We start from the raw sequence: 23,076 nt of genomic DNA, 5'->3' as shown, positions 1-23,076 counted from the left end.
CGATTACCGAACGAAATCCAATACACGTGGGTTTTCCGACAGCCAAGCCAGATACTTTGCCACACCTTCAGCCACCGAATGGAAAGGCTTATCGTAACCGGCCTTTCTCAAACGGGTATTATCCGCTTGGGTAAAACTCTGGTAAGCCCCCTTCAAGTGCTCGGGGAAAGGAATGTATTGGATTTCGCCCTGACCGTGAAACTGGATGACCGCTTCGGCGATGTTCTGAAACGGCTCCGCCGCGGCCGGCCCCAAATTGAAAATGCCCGACTGCTCCGGGTTTTCCATAAACCACAGATTCACGTTCACGACATCGTCGATATAAACGAAATCACGCGTTTGCATACCCGCTTCATAACCATCGTATGCACCGAACAATTTCAACGGTTCTCCGGCCAGCAACTGATTATGCAATTTGAACGCCACACTGGCCATATCACCCTTATGCTGCTCGCGCGGCCCGTACACATTGAAATAACGGAACCCGGCGACCTGACTTTCCGCATGCGGCAGCACACGGCGAACATACTGATCGAACTGAAACTTGGAATAGCCGTAAACATTCAGCGGCTTTTCATATTCACGCTCTTCGACAAACGTCGGTCCGTCACCGTAAACGGCGGCCGAAGACGCATATAAGAAGGGAATCTTGCGATTCAGACAGTAATTCAGCAGGTCTTTGGAGTATTCATAATTGTTGTCCATGACATATTTGCCATCCCACTCGGTGGTTGCCGAGCAGGCCCCTTCATGAAACACACATTCAATGTCCGGCAACCCTTCTTCGGCGAAAATACGCGACTGAAAGTCTTCTTTATCCAAGTAGTCGGCGATGTCACAATCCGCGATATTGATGAACTTCTTACCGTTCTTCAGGTTGTCCACCACCAAAATGTCGCTACGCCCCTGAGCATTTAAGGCTTTGACAATATTCGAGCCGATAAACCCGGCACCGCCCGTGACCACAATCATGAATCTTTCCTTCTCAATTCAAATCATGAGAATTCTATCATTAACCCCACGCCAGTTGCGAAAAAAGGTAGAATAGGCGCCAAAAAACACAGACGCGACACATGGAAAAACTGCAAACAAAATGGGGGCGCTTCAAGGCGCACATCGAAGCCTGGTTGGTCGACCACGAAATTCTGCGATTCTTTTATCGCAATTTTCATCGGTTGTCTGAAAATGCCTTCCGCAGTAACCACCCGTCACCGGCTTTCATTAAAAAATTGAAGCAAAAATATGGCATCAGCACCATTATCAGTTTGCGCCGTGCCGACAACACCGGCCAATACCAACTGGAAAAAGAAGCCTGCGAACGACACGGCATAACGCTCATCAATCACCCGATGTCATCTCGAAGCTTTCCGGATGTGGATCGAATCCTGCAAGCCAAAAAGATACTGGAAACTGCAGAATACCCTATTTTGATTCACTGCAAATCCGGCGCCGACCGGGCCGGCATGATGAGCGTTTTCTACAAACATTTCATCCTTAAACAGCCGATATCGGAAGCCCTGTCCGAACTGAGCATGAAATACGGCCACTTTCGCTGGGCCGACACCGGCAAACTGGACGTGTTTTTCGATACCTTTCTGGCCTTTGAAAAAGAAAATCCCGACACCACCTTTATCGAATGGGTCGAAAACCATTATGATAAACCCAAACTGAATCAAGAATTCCACGCCGCCGGTTGGGCCAACATCGTCGTCAATCGCATCCTAAAAAGAGAGTAATATGTTCGACCGACAAACGCTGTCACTCTACGGAAGACTGCTGCGATACATTCGTGACTACAAAGCGGCCATATTCATCACCCTGATCACCATTGCCGTGATTGCCGGCATGGAACCGCTGAGCGCCATCATCCTCGGTAACCTAGTCGATGAAAGCCTGATTGAAAAAGATCCTAATTCTTTCATACTCCTGCCACTGCAATTGGCCGGCGTCTTCATATTAAAAGGCATCGCCGAATACTTCAGTAAAGTGATGAGCACCTGGATTGCGCAAAAAGCGATTTTAAACATTCGTTCCGAGCTCTATAGCAAGATGCTCTTCCTACCGAGATCGCACTACAATGAAACCTCCACCGGTAGCATGATGTCGAAAATCACCTACGACGTCACCCAAACCGGTAACGCCTTGTCCGAAGCCTGGATTGTCATCACGCGCGACAGCTTGACCATTCTCGCCTTACTGGCCACCTTAATCTATTACTCTTGGCAGCTTACTCTGGTCATGCTGGTCATCGGCCCGATTGTGGCGTTTTTCATCGATCGTGCCGGCAAACTGATGCGAACATCAAGCACCGACATGCAGGACGACATGGGTCAACTCACCCACCGCCTAGAAGAAGGCCTCAAAGGTTACCAAGACGTCAAGATATACGGTTCAGAATCCTATGAGCTCGACCGCTTTAAAACGTCGGCTGAATCCCTTCGCCGAAACACCATGAAAGTCACCAAGGTTTCCGCCTTGAACGTACCGTTGGTGCAAGTCATCGCCGCGATTGCCTTATCCATTGTGGTTTACATCGCCGTTCAAATGGTCAATGCCGGCACCATGACCGCCGGGGACTTGATCACCTATGTCACTGCCATGGGCCTGATTTTCGAGCCCATCCGCCGCATCACCAACATCAACGCCACTGTCCAAAAAGGGATGGCCGCCGCCAAAAGTATCTTTGCCATTCTCGACGCGCCCAGTGAAGACAACAACGGCACCCAAACACTGGAGCAGATTGACGGCCGTATTCGCTTTGAAAAAGTGTCCTTCACCTACCCAAGCGCCGACAAACCCACTCTCACCGAATTAGACTTAACCATCCCGGCTCGAAAAACCACGGCACTGGTCGGCCAGTCCGGTAGCGGCAAATCAACACTGGCGAATTTAATTGCCCGTTTCTACACCGTCACGGACGGCCAAATCACCCTGGACGATACGCCGCTCAACGACATCGAACTCAACAACCTACGACAACACATCGCCTTCGTTAGCCAAAACGTCATTCTGTTTAATGATACAATAGCAGCCAACATCGCCTACGGTCACGATGAGTTTGATGAAGCGGCCATTATCGCCGCCGCCAAAGCCGCCCATGCCTGGGAATTCATCCAAACGCTTCCTGAAGGGCTTGATACGACCATCGGCGACAACGGCGCCTTACTGTCAGGCGGACAACGTCAACGCATTGCCATCGCCAGGGCCTTTCTGAAAAACGCCCCGATCCTGATCATGGACGAAGCCACGTCGGCACTGGACAATCAAAGTGAAAAACTGATTCAAGACGCGATGGAAACATTGCGTGAAAACCGCACGGTCATTATCATTGCACACCGGCTCAGCACCATTGAAAATGCCGACAATATCGTTGTTCTGCAGGATGGCGTCCTGCAGGAACAAGGCAGCCACGATGAACTGATGGCCTTGAACGCCATCTACTATCAACTGTACACCCAAGGAAATTTAAGTGAGTAACCTCCGTCCAGACACCTTTCGGCTAAGCTTCTTATGCCCAAGGTATTGGGGCATCTGGATAGGCTATGGCTTACTTCGCTTGATCGGATGGCTCCCCTATCAAACCAAATTCCGTGTTGGGAAAACCATTGGCCGCCTGCTTTATCGCGTCGCGCCGAGCCGAAGACGCCTGGTGCGCAAAAACCTGACCATTGCCTTTCCGGAAAAGGCCGACAAAGATCTCGAATCCCTCGTCAAAGAGCACTTCGAGTCGCTTGGCATCAGTTTGATTGAAACCAGCATCAACCTGTGGGGCGACCACCGCAAAGGCCCGAACAACAATCAAGCGAGCAGTCACCAGCATTACAAAGGGCTGGAAAATCTGGAAAAGGCGGCCGGGCAAGGCGTGCTATTATTGGTACCGCACTTCACCACCCTCGAGACCACCGGGTTGATGCTGTCGAAAATCACCCAATTTCGACCGATTTACCGGAAACACGACAACGCACTGATGGAATACCTGATTACCAAAAGCCGGACGCTCACCTCGGACGAAGGAGATACCGTCAAACCGCTCATGAATACCGACACGCGTGCCATGATCAAAGCCTTAAAAGCGGGTGAAGCCATGATGATTCTGCCCGATCAGCGTTATCGCGCCAAGGGCAAAGTCGACGTACCGTTTTTTGGCCGACCGGCACCCAGCAACCCGGGAATCTGCAAACTGGCCAAACTTGGAAACGCCAAAGTGTTGCCGGTTTTCACACGACGCATCGGTACCGATTACGAGCTGAACATTCTGCCAGGCCTGGAGAATTTTCCGACCGGCGACGACTACCAGGACGTCCTACGGTTACACGCACTTTATGAAGCCGAAATTCGGGCCAACCCGGCTCAATATCTATGGAGCCACAACCGTTGGAGCTTAAAGAAAGGAAAGGATTTCTAGGCTTAACCAAGGAACCTATGATTGAATCGGTTTGAGTTTCTGCGGGACTTAAAGCCTACCTATTCTAGGCGTGGCTCGCCGACCTTAGTCATTCTAAGGTCAAGAGTCATAACAACGAAGAGGTGGGCTTTAAGCCCCGCCCGCAGGGGCTTAGCCAAAATTACCAGCTCTGCGTTGTAAAGTTTTGTAAGGTCTAGACATTACTTCAACTTCACGCCTTGATCTGGAAAATTTGGCGTTGCCAGAAGCCAAACCGATTCAATCAGAGGTTCCCTAAAAACACGTAAGCCGACGGGAATACATCAGACGCACTGATATTTAACCATTCAAAAATGCTATAATATCATCAATTTTTTTAGAATTTTAAATCAGAAACGGAAAGAATATGGCAAAGGAACTTCGCGATAAGCAACTTCGATCTCGAGTCAAACTACTGGGTTCCCTCCTTGGGGAAGTCATTGAAACCCAAGTCGGAAAGTCCACACTCGACGCCGTGGAAAAACTCCGAAAAGGTTACATCAAACTCCACAAAGAAGACGACCCGAAACTCCGCCAAGAACTCAAACAATTCATCGAAGAACAATCGCCTGAAAGCCTCATCCTCATCATCCGAGCGTTTAACCTTTATTTCAGCCTAGTTAACCTGGCCGAAGAAGAACATCAATATCATGAACGTCAAAGCCAACTGAAATCCGACGGGCCGCTTTGGATGGGGTCGGTTTTGAACACCATCAGCGAATTCAAGCAAGAAGGCCTTTCTGCGCAGGAAGTGGAAAAACTGATCAATAAGCTGTGCTACATTCCGGTGTTCACGGCTCACCCGACCGAATCGAAACGCCGCGCGGTCATGGAAAACCTGCGCCGTATCTTCATTACCCTGGGCGAACTGAACGAAGCGGAAGCCTACAACAATCCTTACGCTCAAGAAGAGGTCATTAAACGCCTTCAATACCAAATCCAGGTTCTGTGGAAAACCGACGAAGTCCGTCGCATGAAACCGACGGTTGAAGATGAAATCCGTAACGGCATCTACTATTTCCGCCAATCCTTGTTCAAAGCCGTGCCTCGCGTTTACCGTTACATGGAGCGCGCTTTGGCCCGCCACTATCCGGACGACAACATCGAAACCCCGAACTTCCTGACATTCGGCTCCTGGATTGGCGGTGACCGAGACGGCAACCCGTTCGTCACCCATGAAACCACCGTGAACGCTCTGTTAATGCAAAGCCGCGCCGCTATCTACGAATATCAGCGCCGCGTGTTCGAACTGAGCACGCATTTGACGCAATCGCGCTATATTTCCGACATCAAACAAGAAGTCATCAACCGCGCGACCATTATCGACGCCGACCTTCAAGAACGTGTCTTCCACAAACGTGCCGACCGTTTCCGCGACGAACCTTATCGCCGCTTCTTATATTTGATGCACGGCCGTTTGCAAGACAACCTCGCGTACATTGAAGCGCAATTGAATGATGAGCCGACCGAAAAACCGAAATTCGGCTACAAAAACGAACAAGAGTTTCTGGATGACCTGCGATTGATTTACGATTCACTGTGCAGCCACGGTGACCAGGAAGTCGCGGACGCCAACTTGAAAGACCTGATTCGTCTGGTACAGACCTTCGGTTTCTACCTGATGCGTCTCGACATCCGTCAGGAATCCACCGTGCACACCGAAGCGGTTGCCGACCTGCTGTCGCACCTTGGCATCGACTACATGAGCCTTTCGGAAGCCGAACGCCTGGACCTACTGTCGCAGCAAGTGTCTTCTCCGACCATTATCGACACCCAGCATCTGGACTTGAAAGACATGACACTGGAAGTATTGGAAGTCTTCCACGTCATGCGCCGCATGCGCGAAGAAATCAGTGAAAAGGCCTTCAACAACTACGTCATCTCCATGACACACGAAGCCAGCCACGTAATGGAAGTGTTGTTCCTGGCCCACCAAGCCGGCTTGGCAGGCTACAATGCGGGCGAACCTTACTGTAAAATCCGCGTTTCGCCATTGTTCGAAACCATTCAGGATTTGGAACACATCGTACCGGTCACCTCGGCGCTGTTCGAAAACCCGACTTACCATGCCCTGCTGAAAGCGTCCGGTAACCAACAGGAAATCATGCTGGGTTATTCGGATTCCGCAAAAGACGGCGGTAACCTCTCCTCGGCCTGGACGCTTTACCAGGCCCAGCAGCAGATCATGAAGCTGGCCGACGAATACAGCATCGACTGCCGCTTGTTCCACGGACGTGGCGGAACGGTCGGTCGCGGTGGCGGCCCGACTCACAGCTCCATTCTTTCGCAGCCGACCGGTACGGTTCGCGGCGAAATCAAGTTCACCGAACAGGGTGAAGTGCTGTCCTACAAATACAGCAACGCCGAAACCGCCATGTACGAATTGTCGATGGGGATTACCGGCTTGATGAAAGCCAGTAAGTGCCTGGTACGCAAACCGCAGGAAGACAACCCGGCTCACTTGGAAGCCATGCAAAAGCTGGCAAAAGAAGGCGAACACGCATTCCGCGATTTGACCGACCATACCGAAGGTTTCTTCAAATTCTTCTACGAAGCCACACCGGTCAACGAAATCGGCCTGCTGAACATCGGTTCTCGTCCGTCTCACCGTAAGAAAGGCAATTTGTCCAAATCTTCGATTCGCGCCATTCCATGGATTTTCGGTTGGGCACAAGCGCGTTTGACCTTCCCGGCCTGGTACGGCACCGGTTTCGCTTTGGACAACTGGGTCAACGAACAAGGCGATGCTCAGCTGAAAGACATGTATGAAAACTGGCCGTTCTTCCGCGCCCTGTTGAGCAACATTCAGATGTCCCTGTTCAAAACCGACCTGGTGATCGGTAAAGACTATAGCGAACTGGGGCAAGACAAAGCTCAGTCCGACAAAATCTACAATATGATTGCGTCGGAACATGTCCGCTCGGTGGACACCTGCCTGGAAATCAGCGGTAACAACTATCTGATGGCCGACACACCGCAACTGGCGTTGTCGCTTTCCAGACGGACGCCTTATTTAGAGCCGTTAAATCACATCCAGGTTGCGGTTCTGAAACGTTACAAAGACGAACAGACCTCGGAAGAGGAAAGAGAAGTCTGGTTGACACCATTATTGAACAGCATCAACGCCATTGCGGCCGGTATGCGCAACACCGGTTAAAACCGGGCTTCCGTGCACTACAAGCGTTTCAACCGATTGAAGCGCTTGTTTGGTCTGAACAACATTTACCAAAATCGGTTATAATACAAAGCTAGCTGATTTATTTAACAGGAAGGTTAAGCATGCAAATTACCTTGCTAAAATCGAAACTCCATCGGGTTACCACCACGCATTCGGAACTGGACTACGAAGGTTCCTGCGCGATTGACGGCCACCTCTTGGAAGTGGCAGGGATTCGAGAATACGAGCAAATCCAGATTTACAACGTCAATAACGGTAACCGCTTCACCACTTACGCCATTCGTGCGGAAAACAATAGTGGCATCATTTCCGTGAACGGCGCGGCCGCGCATAAAGCGGCGCCTGGAGATTTGCTCATCATTGCGACTTATGCCACCATGGACGCAGAAGAAGCCGATGAGCATAAGCCGATTATGGTGTATTTCGACGAAAACAACCAAATCACTCATACCCGGAATACCATTCCGGTGCAAATGCAGCAGATGGCTTAAATTCAGACTCATTAGGCTAATTTAGCCGCATTATCGATAGCCCGTCTAATCGGGCTATTTTTTTATCTGCATTTCCTCTACTGAAATCGACTGAGTTCGAACATTCTCGCCCTGGCCTTCGTCTTCAAAATAGTTTGGTTCAATGACAATCTCCACTCGACGGTTCATCGCGTAACCAGCCTCGGTTTCCGCCAAGGACAAGGGCGACGTATCCGCCACGCCAACCACTTCGGCCTGACGGGACTGAATAATACCGTTCTCAATCAGCTTTTGAACAACCGCCGCGGCGCGGGCACTGGACAGTTCCCAATTAGATTTAAAGCGCCCGCCCACAACCGGGCGTTTATCGGTATGGCCAACCGCCTGAACTCTGGAAAACTCAGTGACATAAGGCTGTAATTTGCTTAAATAAACCGCAAACCCCGGTTTCAATTCTGCACTGCCGGTGGGGAAGGAAATGTTTTCGGGAAAGGAAATGTGCACCCGTTTTTTCTCCGGGTCCAAGGAGACTTGTACATCGCTTTGGCGGCTCGCCATGGCAAAGGTTTCCACCAAACTCTCATACAAGGGTTTCAGGTTTTCAATCGTCGTTTCTCCATCTTGGTCTTGCTCAACCTTTCGCTGTTCGTCCGCCTGCTTGAAATACTGTACTTGAGTTTGGGTCAAATCCGACCCGTGTCCCAAGGTATGCGTCAGAGATTTAACAATCGCTTCGTATTTATGGGCGTCCAAAGTCGACATGGCAAACAACAGCACAAAAACCGCCATCAATAGCGACATCAGATCCGCGAACGTCGCCAACCAAGGCGCATCATTACACTTTTTCTTCGCCATCAGGCCTCGTCCACCAAAGGTTTGGTTTCCAAATAAGGTGACAGCATGTCCCGCATGATATTTGGATTTTGTCCCTGACTGATGGCTTCCAAAGCATCGACAATCATCAACTGACGCAAGGATTCTTCCTGCCCCCAGGTTGTGATTTTATCGGCCATCGGCAAGGCAAACAGGTTGGCAATCATCGCCCCATATAAGGTCGTCAGCATGGCAACGGCCATCGCCGGTCCAATCGACGCCGGGTCCGACAGATTCGATAACATTTGAATCAAACCCACCAGTGTCCCGATCATACCGAAAGCCGGTGCCGCACCGCCAATGGAAGCAAACACCCCGGCACTGGTTTCCGCACGTTCCACCAGCAGTTTGTTCTCTTCCAACAAAGTCTGACGAATCAAATCCTTGGAATAACCGTCCACCATCATGCGAATGCCGCGACGGTAAAATTCGTGATCAACGTCCATGTTTTCTAAAGCCAAAAAGCCTTTCGAACGCGACGTTCTCAGCAAATCTTCCGTCAAATCAATCAATTCATTTTTGTCTTTAATATCGTTAGACGGCATCAAAATGCGAAACGACATCGCTACGGCATGCATGGCTTCATGATAGGAATACCGAATCATGGTCGCGGCGATGGTACCGCCGATGACAATCATCAAACCGGGAATATTAATAAAGATCAGAATGGAAGATCCCATCGACATGGCGACGAGAACGATGGCCACCCCGAGAAAGAGGCCTATAAAGGTAGAAAAACTCATGGTTAATATCTTATTGTTAGAGTGTCATCGAAAGACCTGTTCTGACCAGGCCTGGTTATTTTTGTTTTTTAATGCGGCGCCACCAGCACATTATCCAACAGGCGCGTCTTCCCTAAACGGGCGGCGGCCACAATCACACAGTTCTCGCCCACGGAATCAACCGGTTCCAGCGAGTCGGCTTGACGGATATTCACATAATCCACAGCGTCAAACCCTTCTGCCAGCAACTGTTGCGTGGCTGTTGCTTCCAATGCCCTGAAATCATCGTTTTCGGACTCAATCGCCATCCGAACCGATTGCAACACCACAAACAGTTTGGGCGCGATCCGACGTTGAGCTTCATCCAGATACTGATTTCGGGAGCTCAATGCGAGACCGTCCGCATCCCGCATAATCTCGGCCCGAATCAACTCGACGGGCATGGACAAATCTTCGACCATACGTTTTAACACCGCCACCTGTTGAAAATCTTTCTGACCAAAAACCGCCGCATCCGGTTGAACCATATTGAACAACTTATTCACCACCGTGGTGACGCCATCAAAGTGCCCTGGCCGGGTGGCACCTTCCAAAATCGTGGTCAAATGCGACGGCGCCACCACCAATGTCTGTTCTTGTCCATTTGGATACATTTCCTCGACGGAGGGCGCAAATACGGCATCCACGCGTTTTTCCCGCAAAGAAGCACAATCCTGCTCATAGGTGCGGGGGTAACGGTCAAAATCTTCATTCGGTCCAAACTGCAAAGGATTCACAAAAACGCTGACCACCACCCGGTCGGCCTTTTGCCGAGCCTTGTCCACCAAACTGAGATGGCCCGCATGCAAATTGCCCATCGTCGGCACCAGTGCCACCCGTTGTCCGGCACGCTTCCATTCCATCACCGCCTCTCTCAGAGACGACACTTTGTCCAGCTGCAGCATTTTTATTCGCCCATCCAGTGTTCCGGCCCCGGAAAACGCTGATGCTTCACATCGGCCACGTATTGCGCCAAGGCCGTTTGTACGGAATCGGCTTCCTGCAAAAAGTTTTTGGCGAATTTCGGCGCTTTTCCCAGCGTCAAGCCCAGCACATCATGCCAAACCAGTACCTGTCCATCCGTATCCACACCGGCACCAATACCAATCACCGGAATCGACAAACGGTCGGTAACGGTTTTTGCCAAGCTGGCCGGCACACATTCCAAGACCAGCATTTCCGCCCCGGATTCCTGCAAAGCGATTGCATCGTCCAACAACTTTTGCGCGGCCTGTTTTTCACGTCCGGCGACTTGATACCCTTTCAGCTGCACCGATTGCGGCAATAGCCCCAAGTGCCCACAAACCGGCACACCCAAATCAGTCAAGGCACGCACCAGCGACAAAACCCGCTTGCCGCCTTCGACCTTGACCATATTGGCCAAACCTTCCTTCATCAAACGGCTCGCCGCGGCCAAACCTTGCGACACGTCGGCATCCGCCATAAACGGCAAATCGGTGACACACCAGGCCTGGTGGTTTTTACGTTGTACCATTTGGGTGTGATAAACCATGTCATCCAACGAAACCGGCAAGGTATTCTCATGCCCTTGCACCACCATACCGAGCGAATCGCCGACCAGCAGAACATCGACCCCCGCTTCCACGCCCCAATAGGCTTGGCTGGCTTCATAAGCCGTCAAACAGGCGATTTTTTCGCCTTCGACTTTCATCTTTCTGAGCTTCGATAAGGTTTTCATAATAATTTCCAGTGTGAGTGAAACCGATTTTGGAATCAAATCGGTTTAACGAAAACGTCCGACACCCGGTCGGCCAATTCTTGAAACGACCGACCGTCCGGCATGCAACCATCCGGTTTTAAATCCAGTAGCGGCAACAATACAAAGTCCCGTTCCGTCATAAACGGGTGCGGCACCTGCAAACGCGGTCCGTCAATAACCGTTTCGCCATACAGCAGCACATCCAAATCAATCAAGCGCTCGCCCCAATGGCGTTTTTTGACTTTGCCCTGCGTACGCTCGATGTCCTGTAATGCATCCAACAATGCCAAAGGCAACAGTCCGGTTCTGACCCAAGCGACGGCATTGACAAAATCCGGTTGATCCTGAGGTCCTTGCGGGCGAGAGCCATACAATTGAGACACACCTTGCCAGTGAGTTTCCGGTAACTTTTTCAAACGCTCAATCGCAGTCAAAACCTGCTGCCTGGGGTTTTCCAGGTTACTGCCAATGCCGATAAAGGCATCGGTTTCCCTCGCCGTTATGGTCGTTGTCATCGCTGTAGGCTTCAGGCGTCGTCCGACGACACCGTTTCCGCCTGGTCGCCACGACCGTGGCTGCGTTTACGGTAAGGGTTTCGATTGCGTCGAGGACGACGGCTCCGACCTTTCGGTTTTTCCACATCATTGGCAAACGCCACCTGATCCACCGCATCCAAATTTTGATATTCCGTCCACCAGTCGAACACTTCTTTCAGACTGTCGTCACCCGCCGCAACGCGAATGCCCATAAAATCATAAGCCGCTCGGAAGCGTGGGTGCTCCGACAACTTCTGCGGCCGATTACCGTGCCGGTTCAGCAGTCGGAATTGCAGGCTCCAGATTTCCTTGATTTGGGAAATGAAACGCTTCGGAATCGATGTGGAATAAATTTGTTGTTCAATCACATCGTTGGCCGCAGCAAACATCGCATCCTGACGGGAAAAGCCTTCCGCCAAATGCTGCTCCATACGCTGCAACATCGGCTCCCACAGCATGGCTGCGAACAAGAACGACGGATTAACCCCTTTTTCGGCCTGAATACGGGCATCGGTACTCTTCAGGGCTTCGATGACCAGCATGCGCGGAAAGCCTTCCGACTCTTGCGACAATAGGTGATGCGTCTGCGGGAACAAAAAGGTAAAAAGCCCGAAGTGGCGCAGTTTTTCAAAGACTTCAATCGCCACCCCACTGTGAAACAGCTTCAGAACCTCTTCGAACATACGGGCGTGCGACACGTCTTTCAACAAATGTCCCAACTCGTAAATCGGCGCCTTGGTGCGTGGCTCGATTTCGAAGCCCAGTTTGGCGGCAAAACGCACCGCACGAATCATGCGGACCGGGTCTTCCCGGTAACGGGTTTCCGGATCACCAATCAAACGCAGTTGTCCATTGCGCAAGTCGGTCATGCCGTCAGCGTAATCCACTACTGAAAAATCGCGAATATTGTAATAGAGACTGTTGATGGTAAAGTCACGGCGCCAAACGTCTTCATCGATGGAACCATACACATTATCACGCACCAAACGCCCGGAATCGTCCACCGCGCGGGTATTGTTGACTTGCTTACGATTGCCCGACTGACGCCCTTCGCCATCGCCACGGAAGGTCGCCACCTCAATGACGTTTCGCCCGAAATACACATGGGCCAAACGAAAACGGCGCCCAATCAAGCGACAACGGCTCTTAAACACCGCTTTGACCTGCTCCGGCTCGGCATTGGTCACCACATCGAAATCCTTCGGTTCCAAACCTAACAAAATGTCACGTACCCCGCCACCGACCAGATAAGCCTCATAACCGGCACGCTTCAAGCCGTAAAGTACATCCAACGCTTCCTTATCGATTTGCTTACGGGAAATCCCATGCTGTTTACGATCAATAATCTTGAGTTTGGAAGGCGATTGAAAAGAAAGGTCTGAATCAGAGGCAGAGAAAAAGGATTTTATTTTATGAATCAATCGTTGCATATTTATAAGGATAGGATTTTCGAGTGGTTAAAGAAAACATTTTAACGACTTTTCCACAGACTGCAATCCACTTGCGCACGATTCACACTTTTACAAGTCCACTAAACTCGAAATGCTTTCTTTCCGTTTCCAGACCAACAGACGCCTTGACCGCTCGCTTTTTCATTTTAAAAGTGCGAAAATAATCGGCTAAGTCCTTGCATGACAAGGCCGATTTCACCGCCATTCGGCGAAAAAACAATTGTGACCTTTAAAAATTATTAATAGGCTCTTTTTAAACAAACGTTAACGAAACCAACGGAAAATACCATGAACAAACCGACATTATTCAGCGGCATCCAGCCTTCAGGCGACCTTATGATTGGCAACTACATCGGGTCCATCAAAAACTGGGTGCAGATGCAGGATGATTACAACTGTCTTTTTTCGTTGGTCAATATGCACGCCATCACCGTCGAACAAAGTCCGCAAGAGCTGGCAAAGCGCAGTCTGGATTTTGTCGCCTTGTATCTCGCTAGCGGAATCGACCCGGAAAAAAGCACTGTCTTCATTCAGTCGCACGTCCCGGAACACGCCGAACTGGCCTGGTTGCTGAACTGCTCGACTTACATGGGCGAGCTTAACCGTATGACACAATTCAAGGACAAATCGCAGAAACACGCCCAGAACATCAATGTCGGGCTGTTCGACTACCCGGTTCTGATGGCGGCTGACATCCTGCTGTACCAAACCGAAATGGTGCCGGTCGGCGCGGATCAAAAACAGCATTTGGAACTGACTCGTGACTTGGCGGTACGTTACAACAACCGTTTCGACCGGGAAATTTTCAAGGTACCGGAACCGTTCATCCCACCGGCGACGTCCGGCGGACGTATTATGAGTTTGCAGGACCCGACCTCGAAAATGTCCAAGTCCGACGAAAACAAAAACAACTTCATCGCCTTGTTGGATGACCCGAAAACCATCATCAAAAAATTCAAAAAAGCGCAAACCGATTCCGGCACGGAAATCACCTACGATGTGGAAAACAAACCGGGCGTTTCCAACCTGCTGACCATTTACTCGGTCATCAGCGGACAATCCATTGACGAGGTAGTCAAACACTTTGAAGGCAAAATGTATGGCCACTTGAAAGTCGAGCTGGGAGAATTGGTCGCCGACTACCTGCAACCGATTCAAGAACGTTATCACACGATTCGTAACGATGAAGCCGAACTGAAAGCGATTTTGAAAAAAGGCGCCGACACGGCACGTGAAAGCGCCCAAAAAACGTTGCGTGACGTTCAGGAAGCGATTGGCTTCGTCCTACCGTAAGCACGACGGTTTCATCGATCTTTCATAAAAACGACCAGGCCTGGTCGTTTTTTGCGTATACAAACGCCACTTTCCACACGGCGTTTTTTTATGGTTAAATACCCTTATCAAGCGCTCAGGAATTCGCCCAATTCAACCGCACTTTTTTCAGGCTTGATTCTTTTCCCCTTTTTCACCTAAAATGTTACACAAAAGTAACGCATTTAATTTATAATCCCATAACAGTATATTTTCTGGCCTCCTCTGCCCGGCTCAAAGCGCCGCTCAACACAGTCGATGCCGTAATGCTCTGACCCCTCATTCAAAGAACATAACAAATGGTAGGTAAAATAATGAAAAATTTTACATCTCGTTCAGCACTCAAATTCAGCGCCCTGGTTTTATCGGCCGGGCTTGCGGTCACGCTCAACGGCTGTGACAGCCTAACGGGTGGCGGCGATGCAAAACAAAACGCCGGTGCCGGCATGCACCGTATGCCGCAAGTCGGCATTCAAAAAGCCGAACCTACCCAAGTCCCGAACACACTTTCCTTTACCGGGCGCGCGGTGCCGTTCACCATCGCCGAAGTCCGCCCACAGGTCGACGGCATCATCACCGAGCGTTTGTTTGAAGAAGGTCAGCATGTGGCAAAAGGTGACATCCTGTACAAAATCGACGATGAAACCTACCAAGCACTTTACGACAATGCGCAGGCCGAGATTAAAAAATCCCAGGCCTTGTTGACCAACGCCGAGCTGAAAGTGAAACGAAACCAGCGTTTGGTCAAAATCAATGCCGTCAGTGAACAGGTACTGGACGATGCCATGGCCACCTTGAGAGAAGCCAAAGCCAACCTGGAAGCCAACAAGGCCGCCTTGAAAACCGCTTCCATCAACTTGGAAAGAACCAAAATCAAAGCACCGGTATCCGGCATGATCGGTCGATCCAGCTTCACCAAAGGTGCCTTGGTCATGAATAACCAAGCCGAAGTCATGGCCACCATCCAACAACTGGACCCGATTTACGTGGATTTCTCCGTGCCGTCTTATTACGCAGCGATTCTGAAGCGTGCCATGAAAAAGAACCCGGACATGAACATCGAAAAATTCCCGGTCACGATCACATTCGATAACGGCGAGAAATACGAGCACACCGGACACATCAAACTGTCTGAATTCAGTGTCGACGAATCGACCGATACCATCATTCTCAGAACCGAGTTCGACAACCCGGATACACAACTGTTGCCCGGCATGTTCATCCGTGGTTCCGTCATGACCGGCTACCATAAAGACGTTTACTTAGTGCCTTCCCTATCGCTGAGTCGCGATACGCTTGGCCATGCCTTTGTGATGGTCTTGGCCCAAGACGGCACCGTCACGGTACGTCCGGTCAAAGAAAAAGGGTTGTACAAAGAAAGCTGGGTCATTACCGATGGCCTACAGCCAGGCGACCAAGTCATCGTCAAAGGCTTGCAATTTATCCGTCCAGGCATGAAAGCCGCCGTTATGGGCGCTAAGCCCGCTGCCGCGCCAAGCGCCACAAAAGCACCCGAGAATGCTAAGGAAGGAAAATAAACATGGCCGCAGAAAAGCTCAATAAAGCCCGTCGCAGCTTTGCGACCCATTTCATCGACCGGCCGGTCACAGCTTGGGTTATCGCGCTGTTAGTGATGATTGCCGGCGTCATTTCCATCAAAAGCTTGCCGGTTTCCCAGTTCCCGTCCATCGCGCCGCCAATGATCAGTGTGACGGCCACCTATCCGGGGGCATCCGCTCAAGTCATTGAGGACACAGTCACCCAGGTCATCGAGAACAAGATGAAAGGCCTGGACGGCTTGTTGTACATGTCGTCCACCAGTGAGTCGACCGGACAAGCTGAAATCCAACTGTATTTCAGAAACGGCACCGATGCCGACATTGCCCAGATGCAGATTCAGAACAAGCTGCAAACGGCCATGTCGTCAATCCCAGATGCCGTTCAGAAACAAGGGATTCAAGTCGCCAAAAAGGCGCGGAACTTCTTAATGGTGGTCACGCTTGTTTCCCCGGACAAAAGCTTGAACGCCTTTGACCTGGGTGACTACGCGGCCACCCACGTGATTGACCAGATCAGTCGGGTCGAAGGCGTGGGCGAAACCTTGCAGTTCAGTGCCGAATACGCCATGCGTATCTGGTTGAACCCGCATCAATTGGCGAAATACGAATTGACATCCACCGACGTCGTCAGCGCGATTCAAGCCAATAACTCCGTGGTCACCGCCGGTCAACTGGGCGCGTCCCCGGCCGTTGAAGACCAACCGATTAACGTGACGGTGAATCTGCAAAGCCGCTTGAAAACGGTGGACGATTTCCGCAACGTCATCGTCAAAACCGATGAAAGCGGTGCCACCATCACGGTCGGCGATGTCTCCCGCGTTGAAATCGGGGCCGATACGTACAGCAAAATGGCTCGTTACGAAGGCACCCCGGCGGCCGGTTTTGCCGTCAAAATCACGCCATCGGCCAACGCACTGGACACGGCGGAACGTGTGAAAAAACGCATGGCTGAATTGTCGGAGCTGTTCCCGGACGGCATGGAATACCTCTTCCCATACGACACCACCCCGTTCATTCAAATTTCCATCGAATCGGTCATTCAAACCCTGATTGAAGCCGTCATCCTGGTGGTTCTGATTATGTACCTGTTCCTCGGGAACCTGCGCGCGACCTTTATCCCGACAATTACGGTGCCGGTGGTGTTGCTCGGTACTTTCGGGGTACTGGCCTATTTCGGTTATTCCATCAACACCCTGACCATGTTCGCGATGGTACTCGCCATCGGGTTACTGGTGGATGACGCCATCGTCGTGGTGGAAAACGTCGAACGGGTGATGCACGAAGAAGGCCTGCCGGCCAAGGAAGCGACACGTCGTTCCATGAATCAGATTTCCGGCGCCCTGATCGGCATCGGCCTGGTTTTGAGTGCCGTCTTCTTGCCGATGGCCTTCTTCCCGGGGTCGGCCGGGGTCATTTATAAACAGTTCGCCGTCACCATCGTATCGGCCATGGTGCTGTCGGTGATGGCCGCGTTCATTTTAACACCGGCGTTGTGTGCCACCATTTTGAAACCGGTGGATAAAGAGAAAGAATCCCGCGGCTTTTTCGGTTGGTTTAATCGCAACTTCACCCGTGCAACCAACGGCTACGGTCGCGGCGTGAAAGGCGTCATCAAACACCGTTATTCCTTCTTGCTGATTTACGCTTTGATCGTCGCGGCTACCGGTTATCTGTATACCAAAACGCCGTCCGGCTTCCTGCCGGAAGAAGATCAAGGCTTCATGTTCACTCAGGTCATGATGCCGCCAGGTGCGACACGCGAGCAAACCCTTGCGGTGGTCAAACAGGTCGAAGACCATTACTTGAGCACCGAGCGCGAAAACATCGCCAGCTTGTTCACGGTGTTGGGCTTTAACTTCTCCGGTACCGGGCAAAATACCGCCATCGCCTTCATCAACTTGAAACCATGGTCGGAACGTTCCAGCCCGTCACAAAGCGTCAACGCCATTGCCGGACGCGCCATGGCCAAGTTCAGCCAGATCAAGGAAGGCATGGTGTTCGCTTTCGGCCCACCACCGGTCATCGAACTGGGCAACGCCACGGGCTTCAACCTTTACGTGAAGGATAATGCCGGACTCGGACGCGACAAACTGTACGACGCCCGTAACCAGGTATTGGGCATGGCGAGCCAAAATCCAAACCTGATTGGCGTTCGTCCGAACGGCCAGGAACCCGCGCCGGTGCTGGAAATGAAAGTTGACAAACAGAAAGCCGAAGCATTGGGCTTGAAAGTTTCAGACATCAACACCGCCTTGTCCGTGGCCTGGGGGAGTGCTTATGTGGACGACTTCATCAAACAAAGTAAGGTGAAGAAAATCTACGTGCAGGCCGATGCCCCTTACCGGATGCGTCCGGAAGACATGCAGGACTGGTATGTTCGCAACAATCAAGGCGAAATGATTCCGGCCACGGCCTTCCTGACCACTCAGTGGACCAAGGAATCACCGAAACTGGAACGTTATAACGGCGTTCCGGCCTTGCAAGTGCTCGGGGCCTCTCCGCCGAACGTCAGTTCAGGACAAGCCATGCAAGCGATTGAACAAATCGCCCAAACCTTGCCGAAAGGCATCGGCATCGAATGGACCGGCTTGTCTTATGAAGAGAAAGCGGCGGGCTCGAAAGCTACCTTGCTTTACGCCCTGTCGATTCTGGTCGTCTTCCTGTGTTTGGCCGCGCTCTATGAGAGCTGGAGTTTACCGGTCTCGGTTATGTTGATCGTGCCATTGGGCGCCTTGGGGACCTTGATTGCCGCGAACTTCTTCCAGATGCCGAGCGACATTTATTTCCAAGTGGGCTTATTGACAATCGTCGGTCTGGCGACCAAAAACGCCATCCTGATTGTCGAGTTCTCTAAAGAATTGGTGGAAGAAGGTGTCGAAGCCGTCGAAGCCAGTATCCGTGCCGCAAAAATGCGTTTGAGACCGATTCTGATGACCTCTTTGGCCTTCGGTTTCGGGGTTCTGCCATTGGCGTTGAGCGCGGGCGCCGGTTCCGGTGCGCACCATGCGATCGGGATCGGGGTATTGGGCGGTATGGTCAGTGCCACGGCACTGGGCATCTTCCTGGTACCAATGTTCTTCGTTGTGATGCAGCAATGGTTTGCCAAGAAATTGACCAAACCCGCTGCGGAGTAACCTAGACAGACAGTTTTAAGTTTTCTTTCGATTGCCCGTCCCAAAACCGCCAGGTCTGGTGGTTTTCGACGGGCTTTTTTATGCCCGCCTGATTCTCCCCAATCCCCCTTCTAACTATTGGTAATCGCTAGCAGAGCATATATTCCTGACGCCTTTTCCTAGAACCCAACTAAGGTTATCGCCCAAAAGCTCAATCATTGCCACAAACGTCATTCAACACTACACTCTCTTACCACACCCCACTTATTTCAAACGATGCCATACCGATACCGCATAAAATGGATAACTCTAGGACACACCCAGCGGGCATAAAAAAACCCCGTATGAATTGATTCATACGGGGTTTGTTCGTCCTCATCACTGACGCCTATTGCGTCAGCTTATGCGGTCGGTTTATTTGCCCAGCGACACATGATAGTGCGGGTCTTCCGACACATTCACTTCCACCAAGTCTCTGGCTTCGTCCAACAAGTTCTGACACTCAGGGCTCAAATGCTTCAATACGATTTTCTTGCCTTCGGCTTTGTATTTTTTCGTCAGGCTATCAATCGCTTCCACCCCGGTGTGATCGTACACGCGGGAATGTTGGAAATCGATGTGTACGCATTCCGGATCGCTTTTCGGATTAAACATATCAATAAAGTTCTGCGACGAGGCGAAGAACAGCGGACCGTACACCTTATAGATTTTGCCTTTGCGTCCGTCGTCCGACGTCATTTCCGAGGTTTCCACCATGACTCTTTGAGCATGTTGCCAAGCGAACACCAACGCCGAGACAATCACACCGGCAATCACCGCCACCGCCAAATCGAAAATCACCGTCAACGCCGTCACCAGCACCATAACAAACGCATCCATTTTGGTCATGCCGCGCATGATATTCCAGCTCGACCAGTTAAAGGTGGCGATGACCACAAAGAACATCAAGCCGACCAAAGCGCCAATCGGTACCATTTCAATCCAAGGCGATGCGATCAGAACAATCACCAGCAGCCCCAGCGCGGCGGTAATGCCGGACAAGCGCCCGGTGCCGCCGGAACTGACGTTAATCATCGACTGACCGATCAAAGCACAACCGCCCATGGTACCGAAGGTACCGGCCGTACAGTTGGCCGCGCCCAACGCGATACATTCACGGTTGCCTTTACCGCGAGTTTCGGTGATGTCATCAATCAACGTCATCGTCAACAAGGATTCCACCGAACCGATAATCGTCAAAATAATCGCATAGGGCAAGATAATCCAAAGCGTTTCCAGACTGAAGAAGTTATCCGGCAACGCCGTCATCCAGGTCATGCCTTGGAAACCGTTTTCCGTTCCGTCACCGAACACCAACGATTCCAAAGTACCGGACACCGCCGCTTTATCGCCGACCGTAACGGTATTCATATCAAAGAAAATCACCGCCAGGGTCACCAGCACAATCGCCGCCAACGCGGATGGCACCGCCTTGGTCAAACGCGGCAACAAATAAATAATCGCCATGGTGACGGCAATGATGCCCATCATGATGTACAGACTGTCGCCGGACAACCAATTGCCGTCCGTATCTTTAAACTGGGTAAACTGGGCAATCAAGATGACCAATGCCAAACCGTTCACGAAGCCGAGCATGACCGGACTCGGCACCATGCGGATAAACCGCCCCCACTTCATCCAACCGATGAATATCTGGAAAACCCCCATCATAATGACTGCCGCGAACAGGTAAGTGGCGCCGTGCTCCATCACCAAATGCATCATCACCACCGCCAAGGAACCGGCCGCCGCGGAAATCATGCCCGGACGCCCGCCGAACATGGAGGTGATGAAACCGACGATAATCGCGGCATACAACCCGACCAACGGATGCACCCCGGCCACGAAGGCAAAGGCGACCGCTTCCGGCACCAACGCCAGCGAAACGGTGATGCCCGACAAGGTGTCGGCTTTGTATTTACGCCAGTCAAAGGCGCTTGAGGGAGACTGAGTCATCTTGAATCCTTTCTTTTGAAAACCGCGCAAATTCTAACAGAAAAAGCGTAAAATGAGGCGTTTTATCTAGGCCTCGGCACAAGCCGGGCCCGAGCAACCCCTTAAAAAAACGGGAAAATCAAAGGCTATAAATCAAAGGCTATCTTATGTGGATCAACCATATCGGCGAAATCATGATGGGCGTTTTCATCCTGCTGATTGCCGTTCATTTCGGACTGCACTTCTATTTCAAATCCGTCAAACGTAAAAAAGCGAAACAACGCAAAGCATCATCGGAAGCGGCTGCCAACCCAACGTCGGACCCAAAACCGAAAGAATAAATATCGATTGAATAAATCAAAAACGCCCAGGCCTGGGCGTTTTAAAGCAACGAATATCGACCTCGCCGTCCACCGACGGCGCTGTCATCACTCGATATAAGAACAGCAATAATCGGCCACGGTTTTGACCTTGATGCCGAATTTTGAATTGGCCGGTACATTGAAGGTTTCACCCCCAACCACGGTTTGCCATTCGGTTTCACCCGGCAACAACACCTCGACTTCTCCGGCCAGCATCTCCATGATTTCAGCCGCTTCGGTACCGAATTCATAATCGCCCGGCAACAAAATGCCTAACGTCTTCTTGCTGCCATCCGCAAACAACAACGTACGGCTGGTGACTTTTCCATCGTAATAAATATTCGCCGCTTTTACGGCGGTGACGTTCTCAAACTGTGACATCGGCCATCCTTATCAGACACAAAAAAAGAAACGTATTATAGCCGAAGCCCCGCTGAATGAAAGCGCTTAACGCGGGTGCGAGGCGTAATAAATCTCACGCAGGAAAATCAGCAACCCCACAATCAAGGAGGCCATGGCCAGAATAAACAGCACCGCGATGAGTACCGACCCGTTAAATGCGAAAAACGCACTCAAGAACATGATCATAATCACCAGCGCCACCAGCAAACCGGTCATGGTACAGGCCAGAATGGCGTGATTGAGATAACGGCGGCGGCGCTCCAGAAAATCCAAACGTTGGCGGATTTCGCTGGAACGACGGTCCACCGGGCTTTGCGATTTCTCCATGAGCAGGATATTGCTCAACTCCTCCGACTTGGAGACAATCCGAGACAGACGACTGACCAACACCCCGAGCAAGCTCCCGATACCGGCCAGCAAAAACACCGGCGCCACAGACAGTTGAATCAAGTGGGACACCGTATTTACCGGCACGGCATCGGAAAACAACTCGGTCATGAAGTTACCTTTTTAAAGTGTTAGAAAATACTAAGAAATAAAACCGCGTTACGAACGTTGGTGGTCCGCACCGATGAATTCGATCTGGTAACCGTCCGGGTCTTCGGCAAACGCAATAATGGTGGTGCCGGCATTCATCGGTCCCGCCTCACGAATGATTTTACCACCGGCCGCTTTCACCGCATCCGCCGCTTGATAGACATCGTCCACTTCAATGGCGATATGCCCATAGCCTTCGCCCAGGTCGTACGAGGAAACACCCCAGTTGTAGGTCAATTCCAAAACCGTGTTGTTCTCTTCATCGCCGTACCCCAAAAAGGCCAAGGTGAACTCGCCTTTCGGATAATCCTTACGACGCAACAGTTTCATTCCCAACACATCGGTGTAGAACTGAATCGATTTTTCCAAATCACCCACTCGTAACATGGTGTGCAATAAACGCATG

20 protein-coding genes are annotated in these 23,076 nt (G+C 51.2%); 9 read left to right on the top strand and 11 right to left on the bottom strand.

What is annotated here, in order from left to right; genetic code table 11:
• Positions 1-3 precede the first annotated feature (3 nt).
• On the bottom strand, positions 4-972 hold the full coding sequence (gene rfaD, locus AYJ59_RS05760; protein ID WP_127119533.1) for an ADP-glyceromanno-heptose 6-epimerase: 969 nt from the start codon (positions 970-972) through the stop codon (positions 4-6).
• A gap of 101 nt (positions 973-1,073) precedes the next feature.
• On the opposite strand from rfaD, the gene AYJ59_RS05755 reads away from it, so the two are divergent.
• From AYJ59_RS05755 to panD, 5 genes are all read left to right on the top strand, one after another.
• Positions 1,074-1,736, top strand: a complete 663-nt coding sequence (locus AYJ59_RS05755) for a fused DSP-PTPase phosphatase/NAD kinase-like protein (protein ID WP_127119532.1) — start codon at positions 1,074-1,076, stop codon at positions 1,734-1,736.
• A 1-nt stretch (position 1,737) separates the two neighbouring features.
• The gene (gene msbA / locus AYJ59_RS05750; protein ID WP_127119531.1) at positions 1,738-3,477 is read left to right on the top strand and encodes a lipid A export permease/ATP-binding protein MsbA; all 1,740 of its coding nucleotides are present in this window, start codon (positions 1,738-1,740) and stop codon (positions 3,475-3,477) included.
• On the top strand, positions 3,470-4,405 hold the full coding sequence (locus tag AYJ59_RS05745; protein WP_127119530.1) for a lysophospholipid acyltransferase family protein: 936 nt from the start codon (positions 3,470-3,472) through the stop codon (positions 4,403-4,405). The genes msbA and AYJ59_RS05745 overlap by 8 nt, the downstream gene beginning before the upstream one ends.
• A gap of 385 nt (positions 4,406-4,790) precedes the next feature.
• Positions 4,791-7,580, top strand: coding sequence for a phosphoenolpyruvate carboxylase (gene ppc, locus AYJ59_RS05740; protein ID WP_029938408.1), 2,790 nt, complete (start codon positions 4,791-4,793; stop codon positions 7,578-7,580).
• A gap of 122 nt (positions 7,581-7,702) precedes the next feature.
• Positions 7,703-8,092 carry an aspartate 1-decarboxylase gene (panD, locus tag AYJ59_RS05735; RefSeq protein WP_029938409.1) on the top strand — a complete coding sequence of 130 codons (390 nt, stop codon included), beginning with the start codon at positions 7,703-7,705 and terminating at the stop codon, positions 8,090-8,092.
• A gap of 54 nt (positions 8,093-8,146) precedes the next feature.
• Here the strand turns inward: panD and AYJ59_RS05730 are convergent, their stop codons facing one another.
• The 6 genes from AYJ59_RS05730 to pcnB all read right to left on the bottom strand — a co-directional run bounded on the left by AYJ59_RS05730 (position 8,147) and on the right by pcnB (position 13,391).
• Positions 8,147-8,926, bottom strand: coding sequence for an OmpA/MotB family protein (locus tag AYJ59_RS05730; RefSeq protein WP_127119529.1), 780 nt, complete (start codon positions 8,924-8,926; stop codon positions 8,147-8,149).
• Entirely contained in the window at positions 8,926-9,687 is a 762-nt protein-coding gene (locus AYJ59_RS05725; protein ID WP_127119528.1) for a motility protein A, read from the bottom strand. Before AYJ59_RS05725 ends, AYJ59_RS05730 begins: the two co-directional genes overlap by 1 nt.
• A 68-nt stretch (positions 9,688-9,755) precedes the next feature.
• A complete protein-coding gene (panC, locus tag AYJ59_RS05720; protein WP_127119527.1) occupies positions 9,756-10,610 on the bottom strand; it encodes a pantoate--beta-alanine ligase in 855 nt (284 codons plus the stop codon).
• A gap of 2 nt (positions 10,611-10,612) precedes the next feature.
• Entirely contained in the window at positions 10,613-11,404 is a 792-nt protein-coding gene (gene panB / locus AYJ59_RS05715) for a 3-methyl-2-oxobutanoate hydroxymethyltransferase (protein WP_029938413.1), read from the bottom strand.
• Positions 11,405-11,439: 35 nt separating this feature from the next.
• Positions 11,440-11,940, bottom strand: a complete 501-nt coding sequence (gene folK / locus AYJ59_RS05710; protein WP_127119526.1) for a 2-amino-4-hydroxy-6-hydroxymethyldihydropteridine diphosphokinase — start codon at positions 11,938-11,940, stop codon at positions 11,440-11,442.
• 11 nt (positions 11,941-11,951) lie between these two features.
• Entirely contained in the window at positions 11,952-13,391 is a 1,440-nt protein-coding gene (pcnB, locus tag AYJ59_RS05705) for a polynucleotide adenylyltransferase PcnB (protein ID WP_029938415.1), read from the bottom strand.
• A 309-nt stretch (positions 13,392-13,700) separates the two neighbouring features.
• Between pcnB and trpS the strand changes: the two genes are divergently transcribed.
• The 3 genes from trpS to AYJ59_RS05690 all read left to right on the top strand — a co-directional run bounded on the left by trpS (position 13,701) and on the right by AYJ59_RS05690 (position 19,416).
• Positions 13,701-14,705, top strand: a complete 1,005-nt coding sequence (trpS, locus tag AYJ59_RS05700; protein ID WP_029938416.1) for a tryptophan--tRNA ligase — start codon at positions 13,701-13,703, stop codon at positions 14,703-14,705.
• Between the two features lie 332 nt (positions 14,706-15,037).
• Positions 15,038-16,261, top strand: a complete 1,224-nt coding sequence (locus AYJ59_RS05695) for an efflux RND transporter periplasmic adaptor subunit (RefSeq protein WP_127119525.1) — start codon at positions 15,038-15,040, stop codon at positions 16,259-16,261.
• A 2-nt stretch (positions 16,262-16,263) separates the two neighbouring features.
• Positions 16,264-19,416 (top strand): efflux RND transporter permease subunit, encoded by a 3,153-nt coding sequence (locus tag AYJ59_RS05690; RefSeq protein WP_127119524.1) that lies wholly within the window; start codon positions 16,264-16,266, stop codon positions 19,414-19,416.
• A gap of 393 nt (positions 19,417-19,809) precedes the next feature.
• Here AYJ59_RS05690 and AYJ59_RS05685 read toward each other — a convergent pair whose 3' ends face one another.
• On the bottom strand, positions 19,810-21,390 hold the full coding sequence (locus tag AYJ59_RS05685) for a SulP family inorganic anion transporter (RefSeq protein ID WP_127119523.1): 1,581 nt from the start codon (positions 21,388-21,390) through the stop codon (positions 19,810-19,812).
• 146 nt (positions 21,391-21,536) lie between these two features.
• On the opposite strand from AYJ59_RS05685, the gene AYJ59_RS12955 reads away from it, so the two are divergent.
• Complete coding sequence (locus AYJ59_RS12955; RefSeq protein ID WP_164730740.1) at positions 21,537-21,710, top strand: hypothetical protein; 174 nt, start codon at positions 21,537-21,539, stop codon at positions 21,708-21,710.
• Between the two features lie 87 nt (positions 21,711-21,797).
• Here AYJ59_RS12955 and ppnP read toward each other — a convergent pair whose 3' ends face one another.
• The 3 genes from ppnP to gloA all read right to left on the bottom strand — a co-directional run bounded on the left by ppnP (position 21,798) and on the right by gloA (position 23,075).
• On the bottom strand, positions 21,798-22,112 hold the full coding sequence (ppnP, locus tag AYJ59_RS05680; RefSeq protein WP_029938420.1) for a pyrimidine/purine nucleoside phosphorylase: 315 nt from the start codon (positions 22,110-22,112) through the stop codon (positions 21,798-21,800).
• Positions 22,113-22,178: 66 nt separating this feature from the next.
• Positions 22,179-22,631 (bottom strand): DUF2721 domain-containing protein, encoded by a 453-nt coding sequence (locus AYJ59_RS05675; protein ID WP_127119522.1) that lies wholly within the window; start codon positions 22,629-22,631, stop codon positions 22,179-22,181.
• A 48-nt stretch (positions 22,632-22,679) separates the two neighbouring features.
• Positions 22,680-23,075, bottom strand: coding sequence for a lactoylglutathione lyase (gene gloA / locus AYJ59_RS05670; RefSeq protein ID WP_029938422.1), 396 nt, complete (start codon positions 23,073-23,075; stop codon positions 22,680-22,682).
• Position 23,076: the final 1 nt, after the last annotated feature.

This window comes from Thiomicrospira sp. S5 (assembly GCF_003991075.1).
GTDB classification, from domain to species: domain Bacteria; phylum Pseudomonadota; class Gammaproteobacteria; order Thiomicrospirales; family Thiomicrospiraceae; genus Hydrogenovibrio; species Hydrogenovibrio thermophilus.
Note: the sequence above shows the minus strand (reverse complement) of the source record. Positions and strands in the feature narration are given on the sequence as shown.